The sequence below is a fragment of the Shinella sp. GW821-FHT11G07 genome (genome assembly GCF_058808115.1).
Window position 1 is genome coordinate 801502 of the sequence record NZ_JBXARJ010000001.1, and the last position, 13367, is coordinate 814868.

The 13367-nt window shown below is 58.8% G+C and carries 13 protein-coding genes; 7 read left to right on the top strand and 6 right to left on the bottom strand.

The annotated features are described in order from the left end of the window. Nucleotides 1-28: 28 nt before the first annotated feature. Both AC1RT2_RS03465 and AC1RT2_RS03470 read right to left on the bottom strand, forming a co-directional pair. A complete protein-coding gene (locus AC1RT2_RS03465) occupies nucleotides 29-892 on the bottom strand; it encodes a CpsD/CapB family tyrosine-protein kinase (protein WP_493099513.1) in 864 nt (287 codons plus the stop codon). After that, on the bottom strand, nucleotides 829-2352 hold the full coding sequence (locus AC1RT2_RS03470) for a Wzz/FepE/Etk N-terminal domain-containing protein (protein WP_493099515.1): 1524 nt from the start codon (nucleotides 2350-2352) through the stop codon (nucleotides 829-831). Before AC1RT2_RS03470 ends, AC1RT2_RS03465 begins: the two co-directional genes overlap by 64 nt. 456 nt (nucleotides 2353-2808) lie before the next feature. Between AC1RT2_RS03470 and AC1RT2_RS03475 the strand changes: the two genes are divergently transcribed. Both AC1RT2_RS03475 and AC1RT2_RS03480 read left to right on the top strand, forming a co-directional pair. Then, nucleotides 2809-3729 (top strand): glycosyltransferase family 2 protein, encoded by a 921-nt coding sequence (locus AC1RT2_RS03475; protein ID WP_493099517.1) that lies wholly within the window; start codon nucleotides 2809-2811, stop codon nucleotides 3727-3729. Nucleotides 3730-3917: 188 nt separating this feature from the next. Beyond that, entirely contained in the window at nucleotides 3918-4586 is a 669-nt protein-coding gene (locus tag AC1RT2_RS03480) for a sugar transferase (RefSeq protein ID WP_493099519.1), read from the top strand. Nucleotides 4587-4684: 98 nt separating this feature from the next. On the opposite strand, the gene AC1RT2_RS03485 is transcribed toward AC1RT2_RS03480, so the two are convergent. After that, a complete protein-coding gene (locus AC1RT2_RS03485; protein WP_493099521.1) occupies nucleotides 4685-5443 on the bottom strand; it encodes a helix-turn-helix transcriptional regulator in 759 nt (252 codons plus the stop codon). 875 nt (nucleotides 5444-6318) lie between these two features. Between AC1RT2_RS03485 and rfbC the strand changes: the two genes are divergently transcribed. Genes rfbC through rfbA form a run of 4 tightly spaced genes read left to right on the top strand, consistent with a single transcriptional unit; the run spans nucleotide 6319 to nucleotide 9750 of the window. Continuing rightward, nucleotides 6319-6900, top strand: coding sequence for a dTDP-4-dehydrorhamnose 3,5-epimerase (gene rfbC, locus AC1RT2_RS03490; RefSeq protein WP_493099523.1), 582 nt, complete (start codon nucleotides 6319-6321; stop codon nucleotides 6898-6900). Nucleotides 6901-6902: 2 nt separating this feature from the next. Beyond that, nucleotides 6903-7961 carry a dTDP-glucose 4,6-dehydratase gene (gene rfbB / locus AC1RT2_RS03495; protein ID WP_493099525.1) on the top strand — a complete coding sequence of 353 codons (1059 nt, stop codon included), beginning with the start codon at nucleotides 6903-6905 and terminating at the stop codon, nucleotides 7959-7961. Nucleotides 7962-7966: 5 nt separating this feature from the next. Next, nucleotides 7967-8890: a dTDP-4-dehydrorhamnose reductase gene (gene rfbD, locus AC1RT2_RS03500; protein ID WP_493099573.1), complete on the top strand. Its 924-nt coding sequence runs from the start codon at nucleotides 7967-7969 to the stop codon at nucleotides 8888-8890. After that, nucleotides 8887-9750 (top strand): glucose-1-phosphate thymidylyltransferase RfbA, encoded by an 864-nt coding sequence (gene rfbA, locus AC1RT2_RS03505; RefSeq protein ID WP_493099527.1) that lies wholly within the window; start codon nucleotides 8887-8889, stop codon nucleotides 9748-9750. The genes rfbD and rfbA overlap by 4 nt, the downstream gene beginning before the upstream one ends. A 207-nt stretch (nucleotides 9751-9957) precedes the next feature. Here rfbA and AC1RT2_RS03510 read toward each other — a convergent pair whose 3' ends face one another. Further along, complete coding sequence (locus AC1RT2_RS03510) at nucleotides 9958-11064, bottom strand: aldo/keto reductase (protein WP_493099529.1); 1107 nt, start codon at nucleotides 11062-11064, stop codon at nucleotides 9958-9960. A gap of 134 nt (nucleotides 11065-11198) precedes the next feature. On the opposite strand from AC1RT2_RS03510, the gene AC1RT2_RS03515 reads away from it, so the two are divergent. After that, nucleotides 11199-12110 carry a LysR family transcriptional regulator gene (locus tag AC1RT2_RS03515; RefSeq protein ID WP_493099531.1) on the top strand — a complete coding sequence of 304 codons (912 nt, stop codon included), beginning with the start codon at nucleotides 11199-11201 and terminating at the stop codon, nucleotides 12108-12110. 136 nt (nucleotides 12111-12246) lie between these two features. Here the strand turns inward: AC1RT2_RS03515 and AC1RT2_RS03520 are convergent, their stop codons facing one another. Together AC1RT2_RS03520 and AC1RT2_RS03525 are read right to left on the bottom strand one after the other, a co-directional pair. Further along, the gene (locus tag AC1RT2_RS03520) at nucleotides 12247-12828 is read right to left on the bottom strand and encodes a glutamine amidotransferase (RefSeq protein WP_493099574.1); all 582 of its coding nucleotides are present in this window, start codon (nucleotides 12826-12828) and stop codon (nucleotides 12247-12249) included. A 33-nt stretch (nucleotides 12829-12861) separates the two neighbouring features. After that, on the bottom strand, nucleotides 12862-13367 hold a 506-nt coding region (locus tag AC1RT2_RS03525), incomplete at its 5' end, for an integrase core domain-containing protein (protein WP_493099533.1).

Here is a 13367-nt window from a genome sequence, read left to right on the forward strand (position 1 = left end):
TTCCCGCACTGCGAGGCCACTGTCGCCGTCAATAGGCCGGGCCGTGGCGACATTTGTTGAGTACGACGCCGAGCACATTGGTTCTTTCGGCAAGCATCCGCTCGCAGGCGTCGATCTCCGCAAATGTGCTCTGTTCGGCGGCCGCGACGAGGATGACGCAGTCCACATTGGGGAGGAAGGCGAGCACATCGTCGTGGGCGAGCATCGACGTCATGTCGTAGAGCACCACATCGGCACGCAGGTCCTGAACCATCGTCTTGAGAGCCTTCGCCGCCGCTTCTCCCTGCAGGATCTCCGAGGCGAGCCGCGCCGGCCAAAGGTTCGCTCCAATGGCGAGGTTCTTGCCGCAGAGGCGTAGGGCGTCGGCAATGTCGTATTCGCCCCTCAGAAAGAACTCCATCGATGGCGACGCGTCCATTTCGAGCAGGGACGCCAGGCCGGGATTTCTGAGGTCCAGATCCAGAAGGATCGTTCGCGTGTCCTCCAGTTCGGCAAGGCTAAGCGCCAGGTTCACGGCCACGAGGGATTTGCCGCAGCGTGGCATCGGGGAGGTAATGGCCACCGATCGCCAGCCGTTCTGCTTCAGCGTCTGCATGAGCTTCGTTCTCAGCAGATCGAATGCTGCGCAGGCCGGGTCGGACTTGTTCCCCGCGACGATCCCATGGTCGGCTCGTGTCTGCGTCGACAGCCGAAATTCCCTGAGCGACAGCCAGGCATTGTCTTTCGAGAAACTGGTGCGGGCGTCAGGTGTTTGTTCCCTGCCCCGATCCGAATTGCGGATTTCCAGGGCTTCATGCAGGAAGGCAGGTCGAATCCCTATGCTCATAGCTAAGCCCCCCGCATCGTGAGATATGTTCGGCGCCAGCTCTCCCGCCAGGTGGCGGCGCGCCACGTCGAAGATGCAGTCGACGGTTTTCTTCGTTTTTTACCGGCCGGCGCACTGATCACCGGAATGGTGGCCAGCGGCTCGACCTGAAGCAGATTGGTGATGTCCTGCGGCCTGCGCACGGTTCTGTTGAGCAGCTCCATGAGAACGGCGAGGCCAATCCCAAGCCCCATGCCGGCAGCGCCGCCGCCGGCCACGAGAAGGCGACGCTTCGGCCCGGCGGCTTTCGTCGGAGCGATCGCCGCTTCGAGGAGCGAGAAACGTTCGCTATCCGAGCGGATTTCCAGCTGCTCACCTGTCGATGCTTCGGCCTTCTGGGCGATTGCTGCATTATATTGCTTCTGCACGTTGTCGCGATTTCGCAGAAGCGCCGTCAGGCCCGCCTCGCTGATCGGCGCCTGCGCGACCGACAGACGAAGTGTGGCAATGCGTTCGTCGATCGTCGCCTTTTCGCCGGCTATCGCCTCCAACCGCTGGTCTATTTCCGACAGTTGCAGGTCGAGCCCGAAGGGTGCGCTTTTCACGGTCTGGGCCTTCCCGTCGACCACGACCGGTTTGCGCACCGCCTCGATGCGCTTTTGGAGTTCGGCGATGCGGGTGTGCATGGCGATGATGATCGGGCTTTCGTCGTTGAACACGGCGAGCTGATCGGAAAGCGCCTTGTTCAGATCGACGAGCTGTTGCTGGTCCGGCGTCAGGCGCTGCTCGATGCCCGGCAATTGGTCGGTGCTGGTATAGGTGGCAATGAGGGCACCTCGTTTGCTTCGGAGTTCGGATGCCTCGCGTTCCAGCGACGCCTGCTGGCCCTGCTGGCTAAGCAGTTCGCTTCGGTAGAAATCGAGGCTTTCGGGAAGCGACTCCCTGTTGTCCTTCTTGAATTGAAGGATTTCGGTTTCGAGCTGCTTGAGGGAATGGTCGAGCGCCACAGCTTTCTGGTCGAAGAATTCCAGCGTGCTGCTCGCACGGATGGTTCTTTCCCGCTGGTTCTTCGACAGAACCAGCCCGACGAGTTCGTTGGTGACTTTCGCCGCGAGAGCAGGGGTTTCCGCATCGAAGGACACCGCGTAGATCGCCACGCGCTGAGCCGGATCCTGTGCATCCAGCTGCACCTGCCTGAAATCGATACGCGACCTCATGTCGGCCACGATGTCCTCGTCCGACGGCGTTTCCGGGCTTGCGGCGTAGATGTCGAGCCTGGAGGCAAGGGCGACGAGCGCATCGTGCGTCGTCATCTCCTGCTGCAGGATCAGGAGCTGGGCGGTTGCGCCCATCGGCACCGTGGATTTCGCGAGATCCGTCGGGATCTGCGGCGCTTCGACAAGCAGCTTGGCCGATGCCGTGTAAACCGGCTTCTTGAATCGAACGACCATAACCGCCGCCAGGAGAGCGACAAGCGTGACCAACAGCACGAGAGGCAATCTGCGCCTCGCGATCGAGAAATAGAAGCCGAAATCCAGGTTATGCATTGAAGACAACCTATCCTGACGCAAGCGAAGTTCCTGGCATCTTCGAGGGGCGGCTGTTTGCGGGATAGATGGCCGTTTGGCGTTGCAGCTTTGCCCCTCGTGATCTTCCGTCATGATTTCGGTGAGCTGTGTGTCGGGAGTAGCTTCATCCCCTACGCCCGAGGGATGGTTCGATGCGCCGATGGCATGCACTTTCGGGTGCTCAAGAACGGCGTGACACTAAACCCGCGACACGAAAATCGACCCCGGGTAGGCGAATGGCGTCAAATCGGCGGACCGGAACAAGAGGCCGCCGCCGCCGCCCCTCCCCTTTCCGTTGAGCGCCGCTTGCCTGCCCGCTGCAAACTCAGCCCCTTGCCTGTCTTCCCCTCACAGGTACGCGGCAGCATGCTGCAATGCATGAACGGGTGGTGTGGACGGACAAGAACGTCCGCGGCGCGAGGAGTGGAAAACGAGATGCAGCCGCAGCTCACAGTCATAATTCCGCATCTCAACGAACCGGAAGGCAACCTTCGACGTTGCCTTCTCGCGCTTGACGCGCAGAACGCCCCGCATCTCAGGCTGCAGATCATCGTTGTCGACAACGGGTCCGTAGCGCTTCCGTCCGCGGCATGTGCGAGCATTCCCGACGTCCTTCTCGAGCGGGAGGCAACGCCGGGCCCGGGGCCTGCCCGCAACCGCGGCGCGATACTGGCGAAATCCGATCTCCTGGCCTTCGTCGATGCCGATTGTGTCGTCGAGCCGGGCTGGGCTCAGATGATCGTTCACACGATGAACAGCCGCCCGGACGTCGATATCATCGGCGGCGACATCGGAATCCTTATGGCCGATCCCGCCCATCCGACCGCAATCGAAGCCTATGAGAGCATCTACAGCTATCGCGTGCGGCTCTATGTCGAGCGGCATGGATATGCCGCCACCGGCAATATGGCCGTGCGAGCGTCGGTCTTCCGGCATGTCGGCCCCTTCGGCGGCATCGCGACCATGGAGGACACGGCGTGGGGGCAGCGGGCGACGGCGCTGGCCTTCAAGACTGTTTTTCTGCCGGAGGCAAAGGTGCTTACGCCATCATGCAGGTCTTTCGGCGAGCTTGTACGCCGGTGGGATCGCCATGTGGCGCACCAGTTCGCCGATTGGCGGCGCAGCCAGTCTACCCGGTTGCGGTGGTTTGCGGCTTGCCTCGCGGTCGCGGGCTCTCCCCTGTTCGAGGCTTTCCGCATTTTCGCAAGCGAGAGGATCTCGGGCCTGCGGAACCGCCTGCTCGCCCTCGCCTGCCTCACACGGGTTCGTCTGTACCGCGCCAGGCGCATGCTTGACGTCGCACGCCGCGACCAGGCGGCCTCGCTTTTGGAAAGCTGGAACCGAGAAGGCCTCTGACCTCATCTGGCTCGGTCAGCCATGTATATATCAATACATCTATAGATCAAATTATCTATATAAAATAACAATTAAGAATATATAAGTCTCAATTAAGAATTAACGCAAATAACAAATCCAGAAACCCTGAGAATATTTCGCTTAACGCGACCTTGATTGGTCGCGCCATGAAACGTGGGAGGCGTAAGTTGGCAGACATACTTATATACGGGTCAGAAAGAGAGCCAGAACTCTCCAAAATCCGCGAGAAACACCGCCTATATCACTTTATAAAGAGGGCATTCGATCTCTCAGCCGTCCTGATGATCGCGCCGGTCGCCTTGCTTGCGATAGGCATCCTGGCTCTGCTTGTCCGCTTGGACGGCAGCAGTGCATTCTATCGCCAGCCTCGTATCGGCATGGGCGGCAAGACATTCATGTTGTGGAAGCTGCGGACCATGGTGCCGCATGCTGAACGCAAGCTGGAGAGTTACCTGGCCGCTCATCCGCAGGCGCGGCTCGCATGGAACCAGAGCCAGAAATTACGGGACGATCCCAGGATCACGGCCATAGGTCGCTACCTGCGCAAATATTCGCTCGACGAACTGCCGCAATTGCTGAACGTCCTGCTCGGCGACATGAGCCTCGTCGGCCCGAGGCCGATACTGCCCGAGCAACGCCAACTCTATGAAGGAACGGCTTATTATCGACTGCGCCCCGGCCTGACAGGCCTCTGGCAAATCGGCAAACGCAACGAAGCGACATTTGCGGAGCGTGCAGTCATAGATACCGAGTATTTTTACAAGATGTCTCTTCTCACGGACATCTGGATTCTCTCGAAAACCCCCATCATCGTCGTGAAGGGCACGGGTGTCTGATAGCACCCTTGCCCTCCACCAAAGTTTAGGCTCCGACGCCCCTTCGCGCGGGAGACGGCCTGTTGTGAACCGGAACGACCCTTGTCTCGTTCACTACCTCAAGCCTCCAGCGGGAACAGTTCGTTGAGCTTGTAGGCAACCTCGGTGCGATTGGTCGCGTTCATCTTCTTCATGATGTTTCTGATATGCACCTTGACGGTGCTCTCACGAAGATTGAGTTCGTAGGCAATGATTTTGTTGGCCTTGCCGCGACGCACGGCATTTGCCACTTCGATCTGCCGGGCCGTGAACATGCTGTCGAGCAGCCGTGCGGGTGGTGCTTCTGCCTCCAGCATTTGACGCGCGGCGAGAACGCTGCTTGCAGGCAGGAAAACACCGCCGGCCAAGGACAAGGCAATGGCCTCCAGACATACATCGATCGTCACGGATGATGGAATGTAACTTTTCGCGCCGTATTCGAGCGCCTTCATGATCTGCAGGAGGTCCGCGGAATCCGCAAGAAGGATCACCGGCACCCGGAATTCCTCAGCAAGGGCTCTTACATTTTCGGCCACGACCGGATTGTCGGCGTTATCGCCGCCAATGTTGAAGAGTATTGCAGCGAGCGGTGGAACCTCATCCCTCAGAGATTTCCAGTGTTCCGCCGACGTAACCGCGATAAACTCCAATCCGCTCTTATGGGATCCCAGGCATTTCGCCAGGCATTGCCCATCCAGAGACCTGCGATCCAGTATCATTATCGTTTTTTCTCGGTCCGATATTCCAATCGAGATCTGCCGTCCATTAGAATCCGAGAAATCTGCAAAGCTAGAGCTGGGAAATTCCTTCCCCCCCATGTATGCCTGTGTCGATGCCATGACCACAATACTCCATGTCAAGACGATTAGTCTTCTCTTCTGACTTCTGAATCGACGAAATTTTCACCTCATTGGTGCGCGCGCAGAGCCCCCCAAATCGAACTCTGCAGCCAAATAAATCGCATCCTTTTAAGACGACGCCCAATAATGTATGACTAATATATCGTAAATCTTTCAACCTGCATAGCTATTTTGTACGACCCTGCATCGGCGCCTAATTGCAAAGGATAGTAGCCAATTGCCGTAGACATATTTAATTAGTTTCCAACCGCATGCACGCAAATAACAACCAGAAATTGGCTCTCGAATAAGCGATTAATTCTTAAACTCTTCCTTACATCATGGAAAAGTAGTTTAAAAACTCTTGGAGAAAGGTCTTTATGTTTCGCAGTTGTACAAGAGAATAATTGGAAATTGTCTGTATATCTCCTAATTTTAGGAAAATGAAATTTAGCAAGGAGCGCGATTTATATTATAATTAGATGTGGCGAACATCTTTCCGTCCCGAAGCTGTCCCAAATAATTACAGTTTGCGCTTGAACTCGATAGTTGCGCAGGCTCTTTCCACGTCCTTGACGCGATCTTTCTCGGGAGGATTCAACCCTTTCAAAATGCGCGAACAAGCGGGCGATGGCGAGGTTGGCGGCCAATTTAACGCCAATGAACCGCACCGCGGCGCTGTCGTTCAGCCGCGGTGATGACCGGCCGGCCTGCTGCATAGGCTTCGGATGTACGAGCGCCACATGCAGATGCCGGTGACTACGCCTTTTGTACTTGGTCCGGCGGTTTGCATCGACAATATTTGTAAAACTCTGAACGTTAGTCGCGAATGAGTTGCAGCCCCTTCCGGTGATAGGAATATCGCGGGGGGGCTCATGACACAACTTGAACGGCTTGCCATTGCAGACATTGTGAAGATCGTGCCGACCCGGCACGGTGACGACAGGGGGTATTTCTCGGAGGTGTTCAAGGACGCCTGGTTCCGGGAGAACGTCGCGGACGTCGCCTTCGTGCAGGACAACCAATCGCTCTCCGCCGCGAAGGGAACGGTACGCGGGCTGCACTTCCAGCTCGAACCCTTCGCCCAGGGCAAGCTCGTCCATTGTATCAAAGGTGCGGTCTTCGATGTCGCCGTCGACATACGCGAGGGATCACCGACCTTCGGCCAATGGGCAGGCGCCGAGCTCTCGGGCGGTAACGGCGCCCAACTTTGGATCCCGACCGGCTTTGCCCACGGCTTCGTGACGCTCGAGGCGCACACGATCGTTCATTACAAGGTCACCGCGCCCTATAGCGCACAGCACGACCGTGGACTGCTCTGGAACGATGCCGACATCGGCATCGCATGGCCGGTCGAGGCCGCGGAGACCGTCTTGTCGGAAAAGGATAGGGCTCAGCCAGCACTGGCGGATCTTCCGCCTTCCTTCACATTTTCCCCGTTTCTGGAGAGGGCCTGACAATGCGCGTTCTTGTCACCGGCGGCGCCGGTTTCATCGGTTCGGCTCTCACCCGTTACCTGGTGCGCGAAGTCGGTGTCGAGGTGCTCAATGTCGACAAACTAACCTATGCCGGCAATCTCACCTCGCTGAAGGATGTCGAAAACGCGCCGAACTATCGTTTCCTCAAGGCGGATATCTGCGCCAAACCTATCATGACTGAAGTCTTCGACGGCTTCCGGCCCGATCGTGTGATGCACCTTGCCGCCGAGAGCCATGTCGACCGCTCGATCAACGCAGCCGGCACCTTCATCGAAACCAATGTGGTGGGCACCTTCACCCTGCTCGAAACCGCACGAGCCTACTGGAACGGCCTGTCCGCTTCAGCACGGACACATTTCCGCTTCGTGCATGTCTCGACCGACGAGGTCTACGGTTCTCTCGGCGATCGGGGCCTTTTCCATGAAGGCACGCCCTACGACCCCTCCTCACCTTACTCGGCATCGAAGGCGGCAAGCGACCACCTGGCCATCGCCTGGCAGCGGACCTACGGGCTTCCGGTCATCGTGTCGAACTGCTCGAACAATTACGGTCCTTTCCATTTTCCGGAAAAACTCATTCCCCTCATCATTCTCAATGCCCTCGAAGGAAAGCCCCTGCCGGTTTATGGCAAGGGCGCGAATATCCGGGACTGGCTCTATGTCGAGGATCACGCCCGCGCGCTCCACCTCATCGCCGAAAGGGGCCGACCGGGCGAGAAATACAATGTCGGCGGCCGCAACGAGCGGCGCAATATCGACGTGGTCAGACGCATCTGCCAGATCATGGATGCGATACGGCCGAAAGACAGCCCGCACGAACGACTGATCACCTACGTTGATGACCGGCCCGGCCACGACGCCCGCTACGCGATCGACGCAACACGGCTTGAGAGCGAGCTCGGCTGGAAAGCACAGGAGAAATTCGAGAGCGGCATCGAGAAGACCATTGCCTGGTTTCTCGACAACGAGTGGTGGTGGCGGCCGTTGCGCAAAACCGTCTATTCCGGCGAGCGCCTCGGCATGCTGGAAAGACGGGCGTGAGCACGATGCGGATCGTCGTCACCGGCAAGGAAGGTCAGATCGCGCGGTCCATCGCGGCCCTCGGCCCGCACATGGGTGTCGAGATCGTTACCGTCGGTCGGCCGGAACTCGACCTAGCGGCACCGGGCAGCGTACTGCCCGCGCTCGCGGCCGTACGTCCGGATGCGATCGTCTCGGCCGCCGCCTATACCATGGTCGACAAGGCGGAAACGGAGCGGGATCTCGCCTTCGCCGTCAATGGCGTCGGCGCCGGCACCGTGGCCGAGGCAGCCGCCCAGCTTGGCGTGCCGCTGCTCCACCTCTCCACGGACTATGTGTTCGACGGCCGGAAGCCGGCACCCTACGTCGAGACCGATCCGGCCCGGCCGATCTGCATCTATGGCGCGTCGAAGCTGGACGGCGAGCGCCGCGCGCTCGCAGCCACCAGCGACCTCGCGATCTTTCGTACAGCCTGGGTCTACTCGCCCTATGGCGTCAATTTTCTCAAAACCATGCTCAGGCTCGGAGAGACCCGCGATAAGCTCGTCGTCGTCGCCGACCAGCAGGGATGTCCGACCTCCGCCGAAGATATCGCCCGCGCCCTGATCCTGGCGGCGCGGCGGATGGTCGATGATCGCGACGGCAGGTACCGAGGCATTTTTCACCTGACAGGCGCCGGCGAAGCCAGTTGGGCGGCGTTCGCGCATGAGATCCTTAGCGCGGCGGAGGCTTGCGGCCGCAGCCCCGTCGAGATCGTCCCGATCACCTCGGACCAATATCCCTCACCGGTCACCCGGCCGGCAAATTCCAGGCTTTCAGGCGAAAAGCTCGCACACATCTACGGCATCACGCTGCCGGACTGGCGGACGTCGACCCGCAAAGTGGTTGACACGCTTCTCGGACCGAAACTCACGCAGCCACGCAGCGCTCACTCTGGGGAACGGCAATGAAAGGCATCATTCTGGCCGGAGGCAACGGCACTCGACTGCATCCGATGACCATGGCGATCAGCAAGCAGATCCTGCCGATCTATGACAAGCCGATGATCTATTATCCGCTGACAACCCTGATGCTGGCGGGTATTCGCGATATCCTGGTCATTTCAACACCACACGACATGCCGCATTTCCAAAAACTGCTGGGCGATGGCTCGCAATGGGGTTTGCAGCTTTCCTATGCCATCCAGCCCAGACCGGAGGGCCTTGCGCAGGCCTTCGTGATCGGCGCGGATTTCGTCGGCCACTCGAATTGCTGCCTTATCCTCGGCGACAACATCTTCTTCGGGCATGGCCTTCCCAAGCTCCTGGCGGATGCAAGCGCAAACACGACGGGTGGCACGGTCTTCGCCTATCATGTGGTCGATCCGGAGCGTTATGGCGTGGTCGAGTTCGACAGGGAGATGAATGCGCTTTCCATCGAGGAAAAACCGAAGGTGCCGAAATCCAACTGGGCTGTCGCGGGTCTTTATTTCTATGATCCATCCGTGGTGGAGATCGCAGCCAACCTGAAACCTTCGGACCGAGGCGAATACGAGATCACGGATGTCAACCGCGACTATCTGGAACGCGGAAAGCTCAGGGTATCGATCATGGGACGCGGCTATGCCTGGCTCGACACCGGCACGCCGGAGAGCCTGCTCGAAGCGGGCGATTTCGTGCGCACACTCGAAAAACGCCAGGGCTTCAAGATCGCCTGCCCGGAAGAAGTCGCACTTGGCCAGGGCTTCATTTCATCCACGGAGTTCGAGAAACAAGCCGAGCGATACGGCAAGAGCGACTACGGCAACTATCTGAGGCGACTGCTTCAATAGCAAGGGCATGTTGTCCCATAACCTGGCACCAGCAGAGGCAGTGGAATGAACGGTCCTGCCGGAAGTGTGACCTCAACTGGACGGGGGCGGCGGCAATTCTTGCGCGAACTGCGAGCAACAGCAATGAAAGTACGGCACCGGATCGCACGCCTTCGCCCTGCCTAAACCGAGGCACCACTCCCGCAAGAGGGTTGGTAGGTCCGGAGTCTATTTCACCCCGGCAAAGCTTCCAGACATTTCCAGGTCGGGATAATAGCCGCTGGGCTTGTCTCCCAGCGCCTTGCCACCGGTCAGGCCTCCCTGGATCTCCGCGCCGAAGAAAGTATAGGGGAATGTTGATAGCGGCGTGCTTATCGTATCCAGACGTTCGCGCATCTCAACCGGAATATCGAAGTCCAGCGCGCCCATATTGTCCTTGATCTGATCCAGCTTTGTTGCTCCGAGGATAACCGAGGCCACGCCCGGCTGCGTCATTACCCAGTTCAACGCTATCTGTGCCATGCTGTGTCCGAGTTCGACTGACACTTTTTCAAGCTCGGCAACGATCGCCCAGTTGCGCTCGGTGAACTTCTGGAAGCCGGGATTGCTCGTCCCCCGCACTGTCTCAAGTCGACCGACAGTCTGCCCTCCGTCGCCGGGGCGATATTTGCCGCTTAACATGCCGCTGGCCAGGGGGCTCCACACCATGATACCGGCACCATACCGCGTGCCAAAAGGTATGAACTCGTTCTCGATGTTGCGTTCTGCCAGCGAATATTCAAGCTGAAGCGCAGATAGCGGCTCATAGCCGCGATGCTCAGCTACGGCCTGCGCACGGCTTGCATACCATGCCGGCACATCCGACAGGCCGAAATGGCGCACCTTGCCGGAGCGCACGAGGTCGTCCAGCGTCCGCATAACCTCCTCAGGCGGCGTTACCCGGTCCCAGCAATGCAGGAGGTAGAGGTCGATAAAATCGGTCTTGAGCCGTTTCAGGGAGCCTTCGACGGCGCGCAAAATGTTCTTGCGTCCGTTGCCGGCAGCATTCGGGCTACGAGCCTCGAGATTCATGCTGAACTTGGTGGCGATCACCGCGTCGTCGCGCAAGCTACGCTCCGCTATGAATTCGCCTAGCCAACATTCCGCCGTGCCACCGATATAGGCATCTGCCGTGTCGAAGAAGTTGCCACCGGCCTCAACATAAGCGTCGAACATGGATCGGGCGGTCTCCTTATCCGCCCCCCAGCCCCATTCGGTGCCGAAGGTCATGGTGCCCAAAGCGAGCCGCGTCACTTTCAGGCCGCTCCTTCCGAGCGTGTGATAGGTCATGCTCATCGTTTTCTCCAAAAATCGTGCGAAAGAGGGTCGAGTTGGCTGGGCCGCTTCCACTGTCCATTGTTGAGTAACCGATCAACGACCGGCTCAACTAGGCTGTTTAATCTGCATGCATCATGCGATATGGTTCATGAATGAACCGCGATCTGCTGCCTCATTTGTCAGTCGTGACCGCTGTGGCGAAACGTGGTAGATTTGCCGCGGCGGCCAAGGAATTGGGCATGAGCGCCTCGGCAGTCAGCCACGCGGTCAGGCTTGTCGAAGAGCGTTTGGGACAGCCGCTCTTTGCACGCACCACACGAAGCGTCGCGCTCACCGAGGCGGGCCAGAACCTTATTGACGTCCTGATGCCGGCCCTTAGGGACATTGACGAGCGGATCGAACGCGTCCGCGCTGTCAAAGGACGGGCGAGCGGGCTTTTGAGAATCAACGCTGCCCGTATCTGCCTGCCACTCGCTGTGACACCGATCATTGCCGCCATGGCCGAACGGTATCCGGAGGTCGAAATCGAGATATTCTCCGACGAACGACTGACCGACATCGTGTCGGAGGGCTTTGATGCCGGAATACGCATTGGCGAGATGATTGCACAGGACATGGTGGCGGTCCGGCTGACGCCGCCGTTTCGATCCGTCGTGGTCGCGTCGCCGGCCTGTATCAGCAGCCGTGGATACCCGATGACGCTGGCCGACCTTTCGGATCACAACTGCATCGGCTACCGGCTCATACGCTCGGGTGGCATCTATCAATGGGAATTCGTCGAGAACGGCCGCGATGTCTCGGTCGCGGTGCGTGGCCAGTCGATCGTAACCGAGTCCCATTCAGCAATCGAATTGGCGCTGGCCGGTGTTGGTTTGGCTTACGTGTTCGAACCACTCGTGCATGTTGACATCGCAGCAGGCAGGCTAGTTCAGGTTCTGACCGACTATGCGATAATAGAAGCTGGCCTCTTCCTCTATTACCCGCGAAGGGCCGAGCTTGCACCGAAGCGCCGGGCATTCATAGAGACGGCCCGCGGTATCGGCCGCAGTCTCATTGCTACCTAGTTTGCGGTTTTGTAAACGGCCGGAATCAGCGCGAACGCATGTTCGATTTGGTCATAGAGAACACCCAACACCATTCCCTATATGGTTAGCGGCTCATCGGTGCAGGTTACGTCTGCAACAATGGGAAGTCAGGCGCCTAGATTTCGCGAGTGAGCCAGCGGATCATGTTAGCCATCAGCTGGTCGTAGCCGGGCCGTTGCATGAAGTCCTGGGAGAGCCAGTGAGGGCCGATGTCGGTCGTCCAGGCCAGTGTGCGGCCTGCACCAAAATCACGAACCGAGAGCAGCGGCATCTGTCCGTTGCGATGGCTGCAATGGATCAGGGTTTTCGTATCCACGCCATCGCGAGCGACAACGCGGTTCATGCCCAGGACATAGGGGATTGGCGACGGCAGGCCCGCAAGTATCGAATGACCGGGTTCATCAATGACGGGATCCAGGCCTTCCGGCGCTTCCACGCCGTCCGGTCCGGGAAGGCACGCGATCGACAGGCACTCCTCGACAGCCGTGCCGCGAAACATCGCAAGACCATCGATGCCTTGAAAGCTGCAATATCCGCCTGCCATCATCAGCGCGCCGCCTCCTTGCACCCATTCCCTCAGAAGGTCGAGGCGGTTCACGGATTGTCGGCCTGCCCTCACCTCAGGGGTGTAGAGGAGCGACAGGGCGCCCACGTCGGAAAGCACGACTGCCGAATAGGCGGCAAGCCCCTCGGTAATCCTCCCGTTTTTAACGGGGCTCTACGGTAGAATTCACGCAGCCCTCTTCAGTTTTTGTGCGGGTGTGATGCCGGCGATGCCCATATTGGGCCGTTCGTTGTTATAGGTCCATAACCATTGCGTGGCGAATTCCTGTGCCTCCTCGATGCTTTCGATGATGTATTGGTCGAGCCACTCATGCCGGACGGTGCGGTTGTAGCGCTCGACATAGGCATTCTGCTGCGGCTTGCCGGGCTGGATATAGCTCAAGGCAATGCCCTGCTTTTCGGCCCATTCCATCAGTTTGCCGCTGACATATTCCGGTCCGTTATCGACGCATATGGCGAACGGTTTGCCGCGCCATTCGATGATCTGGTTCAGGCTGCGGATGACGCGTTCGGCAGGCAGGGAAAAGTCCACTTCGATGCCCAACCCCTCGCGGTTGAAGTCGTCCAGGACGTTCAACAGCCGGAATTGCCTGCCATCCTCCAGACGGTCTGCCATGAAATCCATGGACCAGACCATGTTGGGCGCCTCCGGCACAGCAAGTGCATCCGGCT

Bases quoted from the DNA above. Each gene is read 5' to 3' on its own strand.
- rfbD (WP_493099573.1), top strand. From the start codon at position 7,967: ATGCGGATCGTCGTCACCGGCAAGGAAGGTCAGATCGCGCGGTCCATC.
- AC1RT2_RS03475 (WP_493099517.1), top strand. From the start codon at position 2,809: ATGCAGCCGCAGCTCACAGTCATAATTCCGCATCTCAACGAACCGGAA.
- rfbB (WP_493099525.1), top strand. From the start codon at position 6,903: ATGCGCGTTCTTGTCACCGGCGGCGCCGGTTTCATCGGTTCGGCTCTC.
- rfbA (WP_493099527.1), top strand. From the start codon at position 8,887: ATGAAAGGCATCATTCTGGCCGGAGGCAACGGCACTCGACTGCATCCG.
- AC1RT2_RS03515 (WP_493099531.1), top strand. From the start codon at position 11,199: ATGAACCGCGATCTGCTGCCTCATTTGTCAGTCGTGACCGCTGTGGCG.
- AC1RT2_RS03470 (WP_493099515.1), bottom strand. From the start codon at position 2,352: ATGCATAACCTGGATTTCGGCTTCTATTTCTCGATCGCGAGGCGCAGA.
- AC1RT2_RS03510 (WP_493099529.1), bottom strand. From the start codon at position 11,064: ATGAGCATGACCTATCACACGCTCGGAAGGAGCGGCCTGAAAGTGACG.
- rfbC (WP_493099523.1), top strand. From the start codon at position 6,319: ATGACACAACTTGAACGGCTTGCCATTGCAGACATTGTGAAGATCGTG.
- AC1RT2_RS03485 (WP_493099521.1), bottom strand. From the start codon at position 5,443: ATGGCATCGACACAGGCATACATGGGGGGGAAGGAATTTCCCAGCTCT.